This is a genomic window from Micromonospora sp. NPDC049836 (genome assembly GCF_044465125.1).
In the GTDB taxonomy this organism is placed as follows: domain Bacteria; phylum Actinomycetota; class Actinomycetes; order Mycobacteriales; family Micromonosporaceae; genus Micromonospora.
Genome location: NZ_JBITLH010000015.1, coordinates 134,056 through 151,670, shown reverse-complemented (window position 1 = coordinate 151,670; position 17,615 = coordinate 134,056). Strand labels below are relative to the sequence as shown.

Genomic DNA, 17,615 nt, shown 5'->3' with positions numbered 1-17,615 from the left:
ACGGAGCTGGTCTACCGGCACCAACTCCGGCCGGTGCTGCTCCAGGGCGCGGCGGTCATGGATCGCATCTTCGCGCCGGCCACTGAGGCGTAGTCACTCAGTTGGTCACCCAGGATGCACTAGAGGGCACATCCATCGATCGGATGTGCCCTCTTACCTGGTCGGGGTGGCCGGATTCGAACCGACGACCTCTTCGTCCCGAACGAAGCGCGCTACCAAGCTGCGCCACACCCCGAGGCGTGCCGACAAATAGTAGCCCACCCGCTCCGGTGGTCAAACTCGGTACCCCCCCGCCCCGCCGGGCGGCCGGTCAGCGTGGGATCAGGGTGAGCACGCTCGCCTCCGGCGGGCAGGCGAAGCGCACCGGGGCCGTGGGATGGGTACCCAGGCCGGCGGAGACGTGCAGCCAGGCGTCCGACCCGGGCCAGCGGTGCAGCCCGCGGGCCATCGAGCGGGGCAGCCCGCAGTTGGTCACCAGGGCGCCGTAGCCGGGCACGCAGACCTGACCGCCGTGGGTGTGGCCGGCGAGCAGCAGCCCGAAGCCGTCCGCGGCCATCCGGTCCAGCACGGCCGGCTCCGGCGAGTGGGCCAGGCCGACCGCGAGCGCCGGGCCGGAACTGACCGGGCCGGCCACCGCGTCGTAGTCGTCCCGCTCGACGTGCGGGTCGTCGACGCCGACCAGCTCGATCTCCCGGCCGCCCGCCTTGACGGTGGTGCGGGCGTTGTTCAGGTCGACCCAGCCCGCGCCGACGAAGACGTCGCGCAGTTCCTCGTACGGCAGCGGGGTGCCCTCGGTGTACTCCCGGTCGGGCAAAAAGTAGGTGAACGGGTTCTTCCAGACCGGGCCGGTGTAGTCGTTGGAGCCGAAGACGAAGGCCCCGGGCAGGTCGAGCAGGGGTTGCAGGGCCCGCAGCACGCCGGGCACGGCGTCGGGGTGGGCCATGTTGTCCCCGGTGACCACGACCAGGTCCGGGTCGAGCGCCGCCAGCGAGGCCACCCAGTCCTGCTTGCGCCGCTGGTTGGGCATCATGTGCAGGTCCGACAGGTGCAGCACGCGCAGCGGCTCGGCGTCGGTGGGGAGCACCGGTACGTCGTACCGGCGCAGGGTGAACATGTTGCGCTCGATGAGCGACGCGTACGCCAGGGTGGCCGCTCCGGCGGCGACGGTCCCGGCGGCGAGCCGGAATAGTGTGCGCTTTCGCATGGCGTTCAGGGTAGTTTGACCGTCCATGAGCACGCTGAAGGACCGTCTCACCACCGACATGCGCGCCGCGCTGAAGGCGCGCGACGAGCTGACCACCTCCACGCTGCGGATGGCCCTCGCGGCCGTCGGCAACGCCGAGGTCGCCGGCAAGGAAAAGCGCGAGCTCAGCGATGACGAGGTGCTCGCGGTGCTGACCAAGGAGGCGAAGAAGCGGCGTGAGGCGGCGGCCGCCTTCGCCGACGCGGGTCGCCGCGAGCAGGCCGGCAAGGAGACCGCCGAGGGCGAGGTGCTGGAGCGTTACCTGCCGAAGCAGCTCTCGGAGGCGGAGCTGACCGAGCTGGTCGCGGGGGCGCTCGCCGCGGGCGGTTTCACGGGCAAGGCGCAGATGGGCCCGGCCATGAAGGCGGCCCAGGCCGCGGTGGCCGGCCGGGCCGAGGGCGGCCGGGTCGCCGCCGAGGTACGCCGGCAGCTCGGCCTCTGACCGGGCCGGACGACGACAGCGGGCGGGCACCCGAGGGGGTGCCCGCCCGCTTCGGTTCCACGGTCAGCGGCGCGGCGGTCGGCCGGGGCCGTTGGGTGGTGGTGGGGCCCCCGGTCCGGTCGTGTTGCCACCGTCCGGCTTGCCACCGCCGCCGGCGCTGACCTCGATGGTCACCACGCCGCCCTTGATGGTGCGCCCGTCCGGGCTGGTGCCGGCCGCGGTGCCCGGCGGGCACTCGGACGGCGTCTTGCTGCTGGAGACCACCGGCTCGAAGCCGGCGCCGCGCAGCCGGGACTTGGCGGTCTCGATCGACTCGCACTTCACCCCGGGGATGGAGCGCTGGTCACCCTCTATGATCTTGCCGCTCGGCGGGGTGAACTGGAGCCGTTCCTTGCCCTTCATGGCGTCGCGGAGCGTCTCGTACACCGCCGGGTTGATGCCCCAGGGCACCTCGTTGTGCTTCATCCGCTGCTTGGTCTGCGGCCAGTCCGGGTCGGCCTCGATGCCGGCCACCGCGTACTGCTTGGTCATCGCGACCAGGGCGGACGTCTTGTCCGCGTCGGTGGTGCCGGACTTGCCGGCCACCGGCGCGTCGACGACGCCGCGTACGTTGCCCGCGGTGCGGGACTTGCACCTGCTGGTCGAGGAGTTGTCACCGACCGGGCAGCGGGCGGCGTCCACGGCGGCCCGGGCCACCTCGGTGCTGATCCGCTGCTCGCAGTGCGGGTTGGCGATGTCCAGCTTCTCGCCGTCCGGGCCGCGGATCTCCTGGACCGGGATGGGCTCGCAGTACTTGCCGTCCGCCGCCAACGTGGCGTACGCGTTGGCCAGCTCCAGCGGGGTGGTCTGCGAGACGCCGAGGGTGAACGCGCCCCACCCGTGGGCGTCCGCGGCGAACTTGGCGTCGTTGGGCGCCCGGAAGGTGATGCCCAGCTTCTGGGCCGCCTTCACCACGTTCTCGGCGCCCACCCGCTGCTGGAGGGCCACGAAGTAGGTGTTGACCGAGAAACCGAACGCGCTCCACATGTTGTGCACGCCGGCCATCGACGGGTTGGCGTTGACCGGGCAGTAGAAGTGCGTGCCCTTGCAGGCGGCCGGGTTGCCTGCGTCGATGACGTACTCGGACCTGAACTGCGGTTGCGCGTTGATGGTGTAGCTGAGCGGGTAGCCCTTCTCCAGCGCCGCCACCAACGTGAAGATCTTGAAGGTCGAGCCGGCCTGGTAGCCGGTGATGCCGCCGCCGCCGGAGATCAGCGGGTTCACCGTGTTGGGCCGGCTGCCGCGGATGCCCTTGCTGGCCTTCTTCGGGTCGCTGGAGAGCTTGTTCTGCGGGTGGTCCGGGTTGTCGAGCTTGAAGTTGCGGTTCACCGCCATGGCCCGGACCCGGCCGCTGCCCGGCTCCACCACCGCGAGCATCCGGGCCGCCGTGGCGCTGACGCTCAGGTGGTCGCGGACGGCCCGGTCGGCGGCCTTCTGCGCCTGGACGTCCAGGGTGGTGGTGATGGTGTAGCCGCCGCTCTTGAGCCGCCGCTCGCGGTCGTACGAGGTCGAGCCGAACGTCTCCTGCTGCTTCCACCAGCGGTAGAAGTAGTCGCAGAAGAAGCCCCAGCTCTGGGTGTTGGTGGCGACGCAGCCGTTCGGAGTGCGCTTCTTGGCCACCTTCAGCTTGATCTTCTTGGCCTGGTCGGCCTGCTCCTTGGTGATCGCGCCGATCTGCACCATGTTGTCGATGACGTAGTCGCGCCGGCCCACCGCGTCCGGGTAGCCGGCCGGGGTGGTGGGGTCGAACGCGGTCGGCGCCTTCACCAGGCCGGCGAGCATCGCCGACTCCTGGATGTCGAGCTTGCTCGGCGGCTTGTTGAAGTAGACCTGGCTGGCGGCGTAGATGCCGTACGCGCCGTTGCCGAAGGCGGCGATGTTCAGGTAGCGCTCCAGGATCTCCTCCTTGGAGAGCTCCTTGTCGATCTGGAGCGCGTAGCGCATCTCGCGCAGCTTGCGGGCGCTGGTGTCCTCGGTCGCGGCCACCACGTCGGCCGGGTGGGTGGCCGAGTACGAGATGGCGAGCCGGACGTACTGCATGGTGAGCGTCGACGCGCCCTGCCGCGAGTTGGTCCCGGACTGGTTGTTGACGAACGCCCGGGCCACGCCGTTGAGGTCCACGCCGTTGTGCTTGTAGAAGTCGTGGTCCTCGGCCGCGATGATGGCCTTCTGCATGATCGGCGAGATGTCCTTGAGCTTCACGTCGCGCCGGTTCTCGTCGTACATGGTGGCGAGCGGGGTCTTGCGGTCGGCGGCCAGCAGGTAGCTGATCTGCGGCGCGCGGGCCACCGTCAGCTCCTTGGGTAGCGCGCCGAAGGTCTCCGCGCCGGCCTTGGCGGCCAGTCCGGACATCGCCACCGCGGGGAAGGCCGCCGCCGCGACCACCACGCCGGCCAACAGGCCACAGATGAGTAGCGATGCGGCGTTGGTCAGCACGTTGTGGTCACGTTTCCGCATCCAGGTCACCTCGACAGGGTACGCGAGTAGGGAACGAGGGGCGCGCGGGGAACTTTCCCCATTTCCTGCGTGCGCCGGCCTCGTTGTGCTAAACGCACGAACCCTGGTGCGAGGTTGCGTGAACCCGCGAGAAGTCTCCTCCGAACGGGGGAGCCGCGCAGCGTTTTCACGAACACGAGCCGGGTAGACGGCGGGCGAAAGCCCGGGAAGCCGGGAGTGTCCGTAATGATGGATTTCGCCGACAACGTTGCGTAATCGGGCGACTACACAGCATGATGGTGGCGGCGACGGAGCCACATGTCGTCCGTGCCGCCCTGGGGAGGTCGGCCGGACGACCGGGGGGTTGATTCGACGGCTGGTCGCGCGGAGTCGGTAGGTAATGCAAGGGGGGACGTGTACAGATGGGCATGATCACTGACTGGCCGTCACTGGCGGCATGTCAGAACGGGGACCCGGACGCGTTGTTCGTACAGGGCGCCGAACAGAACGTGGCGAAGCGGATCTGCCGAAGCTGCCCAGTTCGCTACGAGTGCCTGGCCGACGCGCTCGACAACCGGATCGAGTTCGGGGTGTGGGGTGGCATGACCGAACGCGAGCGCCGGGCGTTGCTGCGCCGGCACCCACAGGTGACCAGCTGGCGGAAGATGTTCGAGGCCGCCATGAAGAAGAACGCCAAGGAGAAGGCCGGCAAGGACAAGGTCCTGGTGACCACCGCCAACTGACCGCCGCGCCGGTCGGCGCGCGTCAGCGCCCGCCGATCGCCGCGCCGATCGTCCGCAGCCCGTCGACGTCGTGCACGTCGGCGGGCTGCGCCGTCACCGACACCGCCGGCACCGTCGGGAACGCCTCGGTGAACCGGGCCGCCACCCGCTCCTCGCGTACCGCCTGCTGGGCCAGCGCCGCGTGGGCGCGCAACACCTCGACGGTGCCCTCGTGCCCACCCACCTGGGCCAGCCGCTCGGCGGCGGCCAGGCTGTCGGCGCCGCTCAGCCCCGACGCCGCCGGCCGGTGCACCCGGTTGAGCACCAGGCCGGCCAGTGGCATCCGCTCCTCGCGCAGCCGGCCGGCGAAGTACGCGGCCTCCCGGACCGCGTCCGGCTCCGGCGCCGCGACCAGCAGGAACGCCGTCTCCCGGGCCTGCAGGATCCGGTACGTCTGCTCGGCCCGCTGCCGGAAGCCGCCGAACATCGAGTCCAGCGCGGCGACGAAGCCGGACAGGTCGGTGAGCAGCTGCGCGCCGATCACCTTCTGCACGACCTTGGAGAACATCCCGAAACCGGCGGTCACGAAGCTGAACATGCTCCGCCCGCCGGTGCGGGCCGGGGCGAGCAGCAGGCGCAGCATCCGGCCGTCGAGAAAGCGGGAGAGCCGGGCCGGCGCGTCGAGGAAGTCCAGCGCGGAGCGGGACGGCGGGGTGTCCACCACGATCAGGTCCCACTCGCCGCGGGCGTGCAACTGGCCCAGCTTCTCCATCGCCATGTACTCCTGGGTGCCGGCGAAGGTCGAGCTCATGGCCTGGTAGAAGGGGTTGGCGAAGATCTCCGACGCCTTCGCCGGATCGGTGTGCTGCAGCACCACGTCGTCGAAGGTGCGCTTCATGTCGAGCATCATGGCGTGCAGCTCGCCGCCGCTGGTCTCCACGTCGATGCCCTTGACCTGGCGGGGCGTGTTGTCCAGCTCGGTCAGGCCGAGCGACTGCGCCAGCCGGCGGGCCGGGTCGATGGTGAGCACCACCGTGCGCCGGCCGTGCCGTTCGGCCGCCCGGAGCGCCAGCGCGGCCGCCGTGGTCGTCTTGCCCACGCCGCCGGCTCCGCAGCAGACCACGATCCGCACGCCGGGGTCGGCGAGGATCTGGTCGACGTCCAGCGGTGGCGCCGCGTCTTCGGAAGGCACCAATCGAGCGTATCGGTCGGGAGGGGGTCTCTGCGCCGTGCCGGCCGCAGGTGTGAGTCAATCCGCCCGGACGAGCGCCGCGGCCAGCGTCTCCAGCCCGGCCCGGTCCACCCCGCCGGGCAGCAGCGGCAGCTCGACGAGGGGCAGCCCCAGCTCCACCAGTTCGGCCCGGAGCGAGTCCTCCAGCTCCCGGCGAACCTGCTGGTCACGGGCCTCCCGGGCGAGGCCGGTGACGGTCCGGCCGTCGGTCGGCAGCCCGGCGGCGGCCAGCCCCCGCTTCAGCTCGGCGGCGGTCACCTCGCGGCCCGCCGGCACCGGCGGGCGGGCCCCGTTGACGATCACCCGGCCGACCGGAAAACCCAACTGGGTCAGGTCCGCGATCGCGTCGACGGTCTCCTGGACCGGCATCTCCTCCAGCAGCGTCACCACGTGCACCGCGGTCATCGGCGAGCGGAGCAGCGCGGAGACCCCCTCGCTCTGGTTCTTGATCGGGCCGACCTTGGCCAGCCGGGCGGTCTCCGCGGTGACGTTGAGGAAGCGGCCGATCCGCCCGGTCGGCGGGGCGTCGAGCACCACCGCGTCGTACGTCCGGCGCTGGCCGTTGCTGCGGGTGGTGGCCTCCTTGACCTTGCCGGTGAGCAGCACGTCCCGCAGCCCGGGCGCGATCGTGGTGGCGAAGTCGATGGCGCCGAACTTGCGCAGCGCCCGGCCGGCCGCGCCGAGCTTGTAGAACATGTCCAGGTATTCGAGGAGCGCCTCCTCGGCGTCCACCGCGAGCGCCCGCACCTCGCCGCCCCCGGGGGCGTCGGTGAGGTGCCGTTCCTCGTACGGCAGCGGGTCGGTGCCGAAGAGCTGGGCGATGCCCTGCCGCCCCTCCACCTCGACCAGCAGGGTGCGCCGGCCGCCGGCGGCCAGCCCGAGGGCCAGTGCCGCGGCCACGCTGGTCTTGCCCGTGCCGCCCTTGCCCGTCACCACGTGCAGGCGGGCCGGCCAGGTGCCGGCCGGTTCGGCCGGCTGCTCAGTCGCTGCCACCCGTCGAGCCTATCCAGCCGCCGGGCTCAGGCGACCTCGCAGACCCACCAACCCGTCTTCCGCACCACCGTGAAGCGCAGGTCCTGGTTGGCGACCTTCTCGTCGGCCGTCGACATGGTGACCTTGGTGGTCACCGTCGCCCGGTCGCCGGTCTGGTTGTCCACCTTCGGGGTGGTCCAGCGGAACCGCGGGTTCTGGTACTCCGTGGCGTACTTGCGCACCTCGGCGACCTTGGCGGCGATCTTGTCGTCGTCCCGGGCGGCGGAGCAGACGAAGCTGGCCGCCTTGCGGGCGTTGCGCTCCTTGTAGACGGCGGTGAGGAAGTTCTCCACGGCGACCGTCGGCTCCTTGGCGCCCTGGCCGTCCTCGGCGTTGCGCAGGGTGAGGAACGCGGCCGTGCCGCCACCGCCGCAGAGCAGGACCGCCGCGGCCAGCACGAGCGACACGATCAGCAGCCCGCGCCGCTTCTTCGGGGCCGCCGCGCCGGGGTACGGCGGGTGGCCGGGCCCGGGCGGGAAGGCGTCGGGGCCCGACGGCTGCGGCGTGGCGCCGGGGTAGGGCGGGTGGCCCGGCCCGGCCGGGAACGCGTCCGGGCCCGGCGGCTGCGGCGTGGCGCCCGGCCCCGGAGGCGGCGGGAAGGCGCCCGGCTGCGGTGCCGGGAAGGCGCCCGGGCCGGCCGGCGGGAAGGCGCCGGGGGCGGGCTGCGCGAACGGGTCCTGGGCCGGCGGCGGGAACGCGCCCGGGGGCGGCGGAGAACCGGCGGGCGGCTGCTCGTGCGGCGAGCCGGCGGTGCCGCCGACGGGCGGTTGGGTCATGTCGTCCCCCGGGGTGCGGCGCCGTCGCCGCCCCGGGGCGACGACGCGTGATTCGAGCGTGGCGCACGGGCGTGGGTCGCCCGTCCAGACCGGAAGGGTAGCGGTCGATGGCCGGCTTGCCAGCCCCGCGTAGGCGGCGACGGACAACCCGTCCGGCCGGAACGCGAAGCCGTCGTCGGATCCCCGACCGAGGCCTGTCGCATATGTGACTGGACGTGACCGAGCCTGCGCGTCCCGTTGCCGGGACTCTTCGCAGGTCCTACGTTCGTCGCGAGGCGGAACCGGACCGGTCAGTCGGTCCGGACCGGATGGTGGTGACGGTGAGCAGGTACGACGCCCGGAGGCAGCGCATGCGTGACGCGGAGAACATTCCCCGAGCCCAGTTCCCGCCAGGTGAACGGTCCGGGCGACCCGGTGAGGGCGAGAGCCCCGGCGCCGGCCTGCCGTTCAACGAGCGGTCGTACCGGCCGCCGGTCGAGGTGGTCCGCACGCTGGTCCGTCCGGGTGAGCGCGGCCGCGACGAGGAGGAGCCGGGTTACGTCATCCACCTGCCGGTCCGGGTGCCCGACCTGGCGGCGGCCACCGCGCTGGCCGGCACCGTGGCGACCTCGCTGGGCTTCCTCACCGAGTTGGACGCCGGCGAGACCACGGTCTCCACCGCCGACGACCAGAACAACCGGCACCGCGTCTTCTGTGACCTGCTGCTGGCCGACCGGTCCCGGTGCCCGCAGCGCTACGACCACGAGGGCCCGTGCGGCGAGCCGCCCGCGCCGGAGCAGCGTCCCGCGTCGCGGTAGGTCGGCCGGATCGTAGGCTGTGCCTGACCGAAGTCCATGTCAGGCAAGGGAGCCGTTACCCGATGCAGAAGTGGGAATACGCCACGGTGCCGCTGCTGGTCCACGCGACCAAGCAGATCCTCGACAACTGGGGCGAGGACGGTTGGGAACTGGTCTCCGTGGTGCCCGGCCCGAACCCGGAGCAGCTCGTCGCCTACCTGAAGCGCCCGAAGGCGTGACGGGCATGAGCAACGGACCGCACGCCAAGCTCGCCGAGCTGGGCCTGGCCCTGCCCGAGGTGGTCCCCCCGGTGGCCAGCTACGTGCCGGCCGTCCAGTCGGGGCAGCACGTCTACGTCTCCGGCCAGCTCCCGATGGCCGAGGGCAAGCTGCTCGCCACCGGCAAGGTGGGTGCCGGGGTCTCCGCCGAGCAGGCGAAGGACCTGGCCCAGCGGTGCGCCCTGAACGCGCTGGCCGCGATCGACGCGCTGGTCGGCCTGGAGAACGTCGTCAAGATCGTCAAGCTGACCGGCTTCGTGGCCAGCGCCCCCGGCTTCACCGGCCAGCCCGGCGTGATCAACGGCGCCTCCGACCTGTTCGGCGCGGTCTTCGGCGAGGCCGGCCGGCACGCCCGTAGCGCCGTGGGCGTCGCCGAGCTGCCCCTGGACGCCCCGGTCGAGGTCGAGGTCATCGTCGAGGTCGCCTGACGCCCCGTACCCGCGATCTTGCTGAGGTCGTGCCGGCAGACGGCCCGCAACGGGACATAACGCCAGGTAGGCCCGCAAGATCGCGGGGAGCGGCGGGCGGGGTCGTACGATCGCTGCCATGGGCGGGCATGTGACCGGAGCCGCAGGGGCGCTCGCGGACGAGCTGCCCGGGTGGGTGACGCTGCTGCGCGCGCCCAATCCGGGGCCGATGACCCTCGACGGGACCAACACCTGGGTGCTGCGCGCCCCCGGGGCGGAGCACGCCGTGGTGGTCGACCCCGGGCCGGCCGACGAGGCGCGCCTGGCCGCCGTCGCGGCGCACGGGCCGGTCGGGTTCGTGCTGATCACCCACGGGCACGCCGACCACACCGAGGGCGCCCCGCGGCTGAGCGAGCTGCTCGGCGGCGCGCCCGTGCGCGCCGTCGACCCGGTACACACCATCGGGGGCGAGCCGCTGACCGAGGCCGGCGAGCACCTCGGCGACGCCGGCCTGGCGATCCGCCTGCTGAACACCCCCGGGCACACCGCCGACTCGGTCTGCTTCCTGGTCGAGCACGGCGACGAGCGGGTGGTCCTCACCGGCGACACCATCCTGGGCCGGGGCACCACCGTGGTCGCCCACCCCGACGGGCACCTCGGCGACTACCTGACCAGCCTGGAGCTGCTCTCGACGTACCGGGGGATCCGGGCGTTGCCCGGGCACGGCCCGGCGCTGGCCGACTGCGGTGCGGCGGCCGAGTTCTACCTCGCCCACCGGCGGGCCCGGCTCGACCAGGTCCGGGCCGCGGTGGCCGCGGGCGCGACCACCGCCCCCGAGGTGGTCGCCCGGGTCTACGCCGACGTCGACCGCTCGCTCTGGTGGGCCGCCGAGTGGTCGGTCCGGGCCCAGCTCGAATACCTCGGGGTGGAGCAGCCGTGACCTGCCCGGTGTGCGGGACCGTCGCCGTACCGAACGCGCGGTTCTGCCACAACTGCGGGGCCGCGCTGCCGGCCGCCGCCAGCCTGCCGGCCGCCGAGCGCCGGGTGGTCACCGTGCTCTTCGGTGACCTCTCCGACTTCACCTCCTGGTCGGAGGATCTCGACCCGGAACGGGTCGGCGCGGTCACCGACCGGGTGCTGGCCGCCCTGGCCGGCGCGGTCAAGACCTTCGGCGGGCACGTCGACAAGCTCACCGGCGACGGGATCATGGCGGTCTTCGGCGCGCCCGTGGCGCACGAGGACGACGCCGAGCGGGCCGTGCGGGCCGCGCTCTCCATGCAGCGGGCGGTCCGCCGGGTGCTCGACGACGAGCGGGGCGGCGGCGCGCCGCTCGGCCTGCGGGTCGGGCTGAACACCGGCGACGTCATCGCCGGCATCCAGGCCGCCATCGAGTACACGGTCATCGGCGACACGGTGAACACCGCCGCCCGGCTCGCCGACGCCGCCGCCGTGGGCGCGGTGTACGCGGGGGCGCGGACCTCCGCCGCCACCCGGCACGTCGCCTCCTGGCGGGCGCTGCGCCCGCTGCGGCTCAAGGGCAAGCGCGAGCCGGTCGAGGCGTACGAGCTGCTGGGTCTGCTGGACGCCCCGGGCACCCGCTCCGGCCTCGGCGACGAGGCGCCCTTCGTGGGCCGGGAGACCGAGATCGGCCGGGTCGCCGGCCGGCTCGCCGAGGTGATCGACCGGGGGGAGCCGCGGGTGCTGCTGATGACCGCCGAGGCGGGCATCGGCAAGTCCCGGTTCGCCGCCGAGGTGGAACGCCTCGCCGCCGGCTACGACGTGGGCGCCGGCCGGTACGCGGCGCACACCGGCGCCCGGGTGCTCTCGGTCCGCTGTGCCGCGTTCGGCGAGCGGCGCCGGCTCGCCCCCCTGGCCGACCTGGTCCGGGCGGCGGTCGGCCTGCCCAACGACCCGGCCACCGCGCTCACCCGGCCGGCCGTCGAGGAGCGGCTGCGTCGGCTCGGGCAGCGCCTCGGCCGGCTCCCCGGCGACCTGCCCCCGCTCGCCGTCGACCAACTCCTGGCCCTGCTCGGGTACGCCGAACTCCCCGCCACCGGCGAGAACGGCGAGTGGAGCGCCGCGGCCCCGCCGCCGGACGCCGAGGCGGTGCCGAACGCGGTCGCCGAACTGCTCAGCGCCCTCGCCGTGGAGGCCCCGCTGGTGATCGTGGTGGACGACCTGCACGACGCGACCGCCGAGACGATCAGCGCGCTCGGACTGACCCTCTCCCGGCTCACCGGCCCGGTGCTGGTGCTGCTGCTCGGCCGGCCGGAGCTGGTCCGGACGGCGGGCACGCTGACCCGGGTCGCGGACGCCGAGGTGCACGGCCTGCCGCCGCTGCGCGGCGCGGACGCGTCCCGGCTGCTGACCAGCTACCTGGTCGGCGGCAAGCTGCCGCAGGCCGACGCCGACCGGCTGCTGGCCACCGCCCAGGGCAACCCGTTCTACCTGGCCGAGCTGGTCACCCTGCTGATGGAGCGCGGGGCGCTGACCGCCGGGCCGGGGCGCGGCGCGGACGTCGGCTGGCGGCTGGCCCCCGGCTCGCTGGGCAGCCGGCTGCTCTCCCGGGACCTGGCCGCCGTGCTGGCGGCGCGGATCGACGCGCTCCCGCCGGACGCCCGCTCGGTGCTGCGGGACGCCGCCGTGGTCGGCGACACCGTCCCCACCGGCGCGCTGGAGGCGCTCCGCGAACAGCGCACCGGGCTGGCCGGGCGACCCGCGGCGGTGGCCGCGGTGGAGCTCGAGCGGGCCGTGGAGGAGCTGCTGCAACGGCGCATGCTGCACCGCACCCGCACCGGTTTCGCCTTCGCCACCCCGCTGATGCGCGAGGCCGCGTACGCCGGGGTGAGCAAGGCCGAGCTGGCCGAACGGCACGCCGCGCTGGCCCGCTGGGCGGCGGCGGAGAGCAGCCCGGGGGCGGGCGCCCTGCCCGGCGGGTTCACCGAGGCCGCCCGGGACGACTTCGTGGCCGAGCACGTCGAGCGGGCCAGCGCGCTCGCCGACGCGGTGAAGCTGCGCCCCGACGCGCCGGCCCGCGCGGTGGCCCCGCTCGGGGTGGCCGCGCTCGGCCGGGCCGCCCGCCGGGCGCTGCGCTCCGGCGAGCCGGCGCTGGCGATCGAGCATTCCGAACGCGCCGCCGAGCTGGCCCGGGACGGGCTGCCGCTGGCCGACCGGGTGGTGCACGCCCGGGCCCTGCTCCAGCTCGGCCGGCCGGGCGACGCCCTCGCCTTCGCCGAGAAGATCGCCGCGAACGCCGGGGACGCGGCGGCCACCCGGGCCGGCGCCCTGCTGCTGGCCGGGCAGGCCCACCAGACCCTCGGTGACGCGGCCCGGGCGGAACGGTGCTGGCAGGAGGCGTTGCAGGTGGCCACCGCGGCCGACCTGCCGACCGTGCGCGCGTCGGCGATGCGCCGGCTCGGCATGGCCGACTTCATCGCCGGCCGGCTGGGCCAGGCGAGCAGCCGGCTCGCCGCGTCCTACCAGGTCAGTCTCGCCGCCAAGGATCCGCGCGGGCAGGCCTGGTCGTTGCAGAACCTGGCCTGGGTGACCACCACCCGGGGCGACTTCGCCGGCACCGACGCGGTGCTCGGCCGGGCCGCCCGGCTCTTCGCCGAGCTGAAGGATCCGTACGGGCGGGCCTGGCTGCGCGGCACCACCGCGTTCGCCCGGCTGCTCGCCGGCCGGCTGCGCGAGGCGTGCCGGCTGGCGCAGGTCTTCCTGCCGTTCGGGGAACGGGTCGGCGAGGCGTGGGCGGTCGGCACGCTCCGCGCGGTCGAGGCGTACGCCACCGCCGAGCTGGGCGAGCTGGCCGAGGCGGACCGGGGCGCGCGCCGGGCGTACCGGGAGTTCGCCGAGGTCGGCGACGACTGGGGGCAGGGCTTCGCGCTGGTCGTACGCGGGGTGGTGGCCCGCGGGCTGGGCGCGCCCGAGCACGCCGCGGACCTGCTCACCGACGCGCTCGGGTACGCCGACCAGACCACGCACCCGCTGCTCACCGGGATGGCCGGTACCCTGCGCGGGTTCGTGGCGCTGGACATGGGCGACCACGAGGCGGCCGAGCGGGACGCCCGGTCGGTGCTGACCACGGTGGAGCCGCACAACCCGCAGGCGCCGGCCCAGGTGGCGCCCCGGGTGCTGCTCGCCATGGCCCGGCTCGCGGCAGGCGACTCGGCGACCGCGGTGGGGCTGCTCGCCCCGGTCGCCACCGCCGCCGCGAAGAGCCCGTCCCTGCTCATCTCCCGCCGCCAGACGATGGCCCGGTACGCGTCCGCGCTGCTCGCCCACGGCCAGCGCGAGCAGGCCCTGGACTGGGCGCAGCGGGCGGTGGCCGCCCCGGCCGAGGACGTCCGCAGCCAGGTGATCGCGGCCATGGTGCGGGCCGAGGCGCTGGCCGCCTGCGGCCGACCGGCGGAGGCGCTGGCCAGCGCCGAGGAGGCGGTCCGGCTGGCGTACGCGACCGAGCAGCGCAGCGAGCGGGCCGGTGCCGACGCGCTCCGGGCCCGCCTCGCCGGCGGCTGATCCGGCGGTCGAGCCCGGCCCAGGATTACCGGTTCCGGGGATGTGCGTGTCGGACCTGCCGGTTAGGTTGTGGGATCGAGGGGGACCAGTCAGCTGGGTGGGTCTTGGGGAGGACGGATGAGGCTGCCGCGCACCGGCGCCGGCTGGACGATCGCGGTCTTCGGCGTGCTGGCGTTGCTGCTGGGCGCGCTCGGGCTGATCTGGCCGGAGGCTCAGCTGCGCATGCTCGGGTTCGAGGTGCCGGCCGAGCGGGGCCCGGGTGACTACACCGGCACGTTCCTCACCGCGTCCTCGATGGCCTCGTTCAACATGGGGGTCTACTACCTGCTCGCCGCGGCCACCGAGTGGCGCCCGTTCTACCGCTTCACCGTCTGGTTCCGGCTGGTCACGTTCAGCGTCTTCACCATCGCGGTGCTCTCCGACATCGCCCCGGGCCGGTTCTTCGGGGTGGCCGTGTGGGAGGGGCTGGGCGCGGTCGCGACGGCCGCCGGCCTGTGGTGGGACGCCCGCCGGGCGGGCGGCGCGGGGCGTTCCGTGGGCCTGACCGCCGACCCGGAGCCGGCGCCGGCGACCGACGCGGTGCGCTGAGCGCGCGGGACAGTTGGGTATTTTCGAGCCGTGACCGAGACCTCACCCGGCGCCGTCCGGCTGCCCATCGTGCCCGGTCTGACCGATCTGCGGGTCTTCGCCCGGGGCGGCTACGCCACCGTGTACCGGGCCACCCAGATCTCGGTAGGACGCGAGGTCGCGGTCAAGGTGGAGAACCGCACCCTGGACAGCGAACGGGACCAGGCCCGGTTCCTGCGTGAGGCGCGGGCCGCCGGCAAGATGTCCTCCCACCCGCACGTGGTCGACCTCTTCGACGTCGGGGTCACCGTCGACCAGCACCCCTACCTGATCATGGAGCTCTGCGACGGCTCGTACGCGGAGCGGATGCGGACCTCCCCGCTGGGCCCGGTGGAGACCCGCGACCTGGGCGTCAAGATCGCCGATGCGCTGGCCCACTCGCACGCGGCCGGGGTGCTGCACCGCGACGTGAAGCCGGCCAACATCCTCTACTCGCACTTCAACCCGGCGGTGCTGGCCGACTTCGGGCTGGCCGTGCTGGCCGAGGTGCGCGACGCCTCGGTCACCCTCGAGGTGCTCACCCCGGCGTACGCGCCGCCGGAGATGTTCAGCCACAGCCCGCCCTCGCCGGCCGTCGACGTGTACGCGCTCTGCGCCACCCTCTACGCGGTGATGCACGGCCGGCCGCCCCGCTGGCAGTCCGAGCGGAACCCGAGCCTGGTCACCGTGCTGGAGATGTTCCAGCAGCCGATCCCCGGCCTGCCCGGGGTCCCCGACGACCTGGTCGACGTGCTGCGGCTCGGCATGTCCAACGACCCGGGCGAGCGACCGTCCGCCGTGGAGCTGCGCGGGCTGCTCGCCGCGCTCCCGCTGGACCAGGGCGCGACCCCGGTGAGCGGCGCGCCGATCTCCGGCGCCCCGGCCAGCGGTGGCCCGACCGGGGGCACCAGCACCGGCTGGCCGTACCCGCTGGGCCGGACGGGGCAGCCGGCCCCGCGGCCGCCCACGGACGACGACCACCCGACCGTGCCGGCCGCCGGGCGGCGCTGGCGGCGCCGCTGGTTCCTGGGCGGCGCGGGCGTGCTCGCGCTGGCCGCCTCGGCCAGCGCGGGCGCCTGGCTGGCCGGCGGCGCTCCGCCCGTGGTGTCGCCGACCCCGGTGGCCAGCGGGGTGGTCGAGGTGACCGCCCCGAAGGTGCTGCCGGGCTGCGCCACCGGCGACGTCCGCCTGCCGGCCGGTGCGCGCTGCGCCACCGAGCTGGAGTGTTTCGGGCCGGTACGGCTGCGCCGCGACCGGGCGGAAGCCACCCGGGTGTCCTGCGACGGCCGGCACACCTGGGAGACCTACGCCGAGGGGGACCTGCCCGCCGCGCTGGTCACGGCCGGGCACGGCGCGGTGGTGGCCGATCCCACCGTCCAGCGGGTCTGCAATGTCGGCACGTTCCAGCTCGCCAGCGGCATCCGGCAGGCGGGCGACTGGAACCTGGAGGTGCTGCCGCCCACCGGGGCGGGCACCGACCGCACCTACCGCTGCCTGGCCGGGCGGGGCGTGGACGCGCTCGCCATGCCCACCCTCACCGGTCGCTGAGCCCTCGCACCGCGCGCTGGTCGCGGACCGCCCGGGGGTCGAGCCCTTCCAGCGTGTCGGCGTCGACCGCGCAGTCGGCGGCGGCGCGGAGTCCGCGGACGGCCCGCGGGTCGAGCCCTTCCAGGGTGTCGGCGTCGACGCCGTAGCTGCCCGGCGCGGGCCACTCCTCGGCCGGGGCCTCCCCGCCGCCCTGCCGGTGGGCGCTGATCGCCACCCCGGCGACCATCACGAGCAGGACGCAGAGCAGCGCCAGCGCGACCGACACGATGCCCGCGGGGCGCCAGACCAGCAGCGCCGCGAGTGCCGCCACCGCCGCCAGCGACGCGACGGCGGCCCTGGCCCGCGCATCGGGCTTCGGCAACGACCTCATCCGACAAGCATCGCCGAGCGCGTCCGGCTGTCAACCACCGATCCGGCCGGTGGTGACCACCGGCCGTCCGGTTGATCGCCGCCGGAGCGGCACGCCCGGACCGCCGGCCGCCCCGGGCGCGGGCATTCTCAACCCCGGGTACGGATGGAACGATGACGGGATGTCATCGCTGTCGATACCCCAGGTGACCTATCTCGGCGGGCATCCGGACCGGGCGGACACCATCCCGGGGCTCACCGCCGTCGTCGACCGTTCCGGCATCCGGCTCCGCCGGTCCTTCCGCCGGCTCCTCGCCGTCCGGTGGGACGCGCTGCGCGGGCTGGACGTGCGCACGCCGGGCCTGCTCACCCTGGCGCTCAGCTTCGGTCCCGGGCACGACGACGGCTCGTCCCTGCACCTGCACCTGGACCGCGACGTGTACCGCTTCCACGTCCGCGACCTCCCCGCCGCGCAGTTGCGGGCGCAGCTCGCATCGTGGGCGGTGGCGGCCGCCGGGACCCCCACGCCGTTGCCCGCGATGCCCCCGCCCCCACCGCCGGTGTCGCATGGGCCGCTCGACGTGGTCCGGATGTCGCTCGACCTCTGGCGGGCGGCCGGCCTCGGCCGGGAATCCCTGTCCGACCGGAGCACCCTGGCCTACCGGCTCAGCCTCGCCGAGAACCACCGCCGCAGCGGCCGGTACGACGAGGCGCTCGCCCTGCTCGAGCCGCTCGCCGGCGCCGCGGCCGAGGCGTTCGGGCCGGTCGACGAGGACACCTTGAAGGTCCGCAACGAGCTGGGTCAGGCGTACCTCGAGGCCGGGCAGGTCGACGACGGGCTGGACGTGCTGCGCGAGGTGGTGTCGGCGGCCGAGCACCTGCACGGCCCGGACAGTCCGCTCACCCTGGTCTTCCGCAACAACCTGGCCGTCGCCTACCAGCACGCCGGCCAGTACGCCCAGGCCATCGGCCTGCACGAGCAGAACGTCCGGCACACCGAGCACAGCCAGGGACGCCGCAGTCTCGAGACGATCGGCCGGCGCAACAACCTGGCCGCCACCCTGGCGCTGGCCGGGTACCGGGAGCGGGCGATCGAGCTGTACTGGGAGGTGCTGGACGCGCTGCCGGACGGCCACCGGAGCCACGCCCTGGCGGTCACCGCGCGGCAGAACCTGGCCATCCTGCACAACCCGTCCTGGACGCCGTGACCGGC

General features: G+C 74.2%; 15 protein-coding genes, 1 tRNA gene and 2 pseudogenes. 11 read left to right on the top strand and 7 right to left on the bottom strand.

Annotation, left to right across the window (positions count from 1 at the left end):
* A pseudogene (locus tag ACIBPB_RS29580) lies at window positions 1–93 on the top strand (site-specific integrase); the annotation flags it as partial.
* Window positions 94–158: 65 nt separating this feature from the next.
* Here the strand turns inward: ACIBPB_RS29580 and ACIBPB_RS29575 are convergent.
* Both ACIBPB_RS29575 and ACIBPB_RS29570 read right to left on the bottom strand, forming a co-directional pair.
* Window positions 159–235 (bottom strand) — tRNA-Pro (locus ACIBPB_RS29575).
* A 75-nt stretch (window positions 236–310) separates the two neighbouring features.
* Window positions 311–1,204, bottom strand: coding sequence for a metallophosphoesterase (locus ACIBPB_RS29570; protein ID WP_396842719.1), 894 nt, complete (start codon window positions 1,202–1,204; stop codon window positions 311–313).
* A gap of 25 nt (window positions 1,205–1,229) precedes the next feature.
* Between ACIBPB_RS29570 and ACIBPB_RS29565 the strand changes: the two genes are divergently transcribed.
* A complete protein-coding gene (locus ACIBPB_RS29565; protein ID WP_396842717.1) occupies window positions 1,230–1,685 on the top strand; it encodes a GatB/YqeY domain-containing protein in 456 nt (151 codons plus the stop codon).
* Between the two features lie 63 nt (window positions 1,686–1,748).
* On the opposite strand, the gene ACIBPB_RS29560 is transcribed toward ACIBPB_RS29565, so the two are convergent.
* On the bottom strand, window positions 1,749–4,181 hold the full coding sequence (locus ACIBPB_RS29560; RefSeq protein WP_396842716.1) for a penicillin-binding protein: 2,433 nt from the start codon (window positions 4,179–4,181) through the stop codon (window positions 1,749–1,751).
* 401 nt (window positions 4,182–4,582) lie between these two features.
* Here ACIBPB_RS29560 and ACIBPB_RS29555 point away from each other — a divergent pair, with 401 nt between their 5' ends.
* Window positions 4,583–4,903, top strand: a complete 321-nt coding sequence (locus ACIBPB_RS29555) for a WhiB family transcriptional regulator (protein WP_046564004.1) — start codon at window positions 4,583–4,585, stop codon at window positions 4,901–4,903.
* A 22-nt stretch (window positions 4,904–4,925) separates the two neighbouring features.
* Here ACIBPB_RS29555 and ACIBPB_RS29550 read toward each other — a convergent pair whose 3' ends face one another.
* The 3 genes and pseudogenes from ACIBPB_RS29550 to ACIBPB_RS29540 all read right to left on the bottom strand — a co-directional run.
* On the bottom strand, window positions 4,926–6,077 hold the full coding sequence (locus tag ACIBPB_RS29550; RefSeq protein ID WP_396842715.1) for an ArsA family ATPase: 1,152 nt from the start codon (window positions 6,075–6,077) through the stop codon (window positions 4,926–4,928).
* Between the two features lie 54 nt (window positions 6,078–6,131).
* Window positions 6,132–7,106, bottom strand: coding sequence for an ArsA-related P-loop ATPase (locus ACIBPB_RS29545; protein WP_396842714.1), 975 nt, complete (start codon window positions 7,104–7,106; stop codon window positions 6,132–6,134).
* Window positions 7,107–7,132: 26 nt separating this feature from the next.
* A pseudogene (locus ACIBPB_RS29540) lies at window positions 7,133–7,714 on the bottom strand (hypothetical protein); the annotation flags it as partial.
* A gap of 557 nt (window positions 7,715–8,271) precedes the next feature.
* Between ACIBPB_RS29540 and ACIBPB_RS29535 the strand changes: the two are divergent.
* The 7 genes from ACIBPB_RS29535 to ACIBPB_RS29505 all read left to right on the top strand — a co-directional run bounded on the left by ACIBPB_RS29535 (window position 8,272) and on the right by ACIBPB_RS29505 (window position 16,054).
* Entirely contained in the window at window positions 8,272–8,718 is a 447-nt protein-coding gene (locus ACIBPB_RS29535) for a hypothetical protein (RefSeq protein ID WP_357316984.1), read from the top strand.
* A 62-nt stretch (window positions 8,719–8,780) separates the two neighbouring features.
* Complete coding sequence (locus ACIBPB_RS29530; protein ID WP_013736319.1) at window positions 8,781–8,936, top strand: DUF4177 domain-containing protein; 156 nt, start codon at window positions 8,781–8,783, stop codon at window positions 8,934–8,936.
* Window positions 8,937–8,941: 5 nt separating this feature from the next.
* Entirely contained in the window at window positions 8,942–9,403 is a 462-nt protein-coding gene (locus tag ACIBPB_RS29525) for a RidA family protein (protein ID WP_357316981.1), read from the top strand.
* Window positions 9,404–9,521: 118 nt separating this feature from the next.
* On the top strand, window positions 9,522–10,322 hold the full coding sequence (locus ACIBPB_RS29520) for an MBL fold metallo-hydrolase (protein ID WP_396842713.1): 801 nt from the start codon (window positions 9,522–9,524) through the stop codon (window positions 10,320–10,322).
* Window positions 10,319–13,900 (top strand): adenylate/guanylate cyclase domain-containing protein, encoded by a 3,582-nt coding sequence (locus tag ACIBPB_RS29515; RefSeq protein WP_396842712.1) that lies wholly within the window; start codon window positions 10,319–10,321, stop codon window positions 13,898–13,900. The genes ACIBPB_RS29520 and ACIBPB_RS29515 overlap by 4 nt, the downstream gene beginning before the upstream one ends.
* A 117-nt stretch (window positions 13,901–14,017) precedes the next feature.
* Window positions 14,018–14,488, top strand: a complete 471-nt coding sequence (locus ACIBPB_RS29510; protein ID WP_357316972.1) for a hypothetical protein — start codon at window positions 14,018–14,020, stop codon at window positions 14,486–14,488.
* Window positions 14,489–14,518: 30 nt separating this feature from the next.
* Entirely contained in the window at window positions 14,519–16,054 is a 1,536-nt protein-coding gene (locus ACIBPB_RS29505; RefSeq protein ID WP_396842711.1) for a serine/threonine-protein kinase, read from the top strand.
* Here the strand turns inward: ACIBPB_RS29505 and ACIBPB_RS29500 are convergent.
* Window positions 16,041–16,424: a hypothetical protein gene (locus tag ACIBPB_RS29500; protein WP_396842710.1), complete on the bottom strand. Its 384-nt coding sequence runs from the start codon at window positions 16,422–16,424 to the stop codon at window positions 16,041–16,043. The two genes, ACIBPB_RS29505 and ACIBPB_RS29500, sit on opposite strands and share 14 nt — an antisense overlap.
* A gap of 160 nt (window positions 16,425–16,584) precedes the next feature.
* Between ACIBPB_RS29500 and ACIBPB_RS29495 the strand changes: the two genes are divergently transcribed.
* The gene (locus ACIBPB_RS29495) at window positions 16,585–17,610 is read left to right on the top strand and encodes a tetratricopeptide repeat protein (RefSeq protein WP_396842709.1); all 1,026 of its coding nucleotides are present in this window, start codon (window positions 16,585–16,587) and stop codon (window positions 17,608–17,610) included.
* Window positions 17,611–17,615 lie beyond the last annotated feature (5 nt).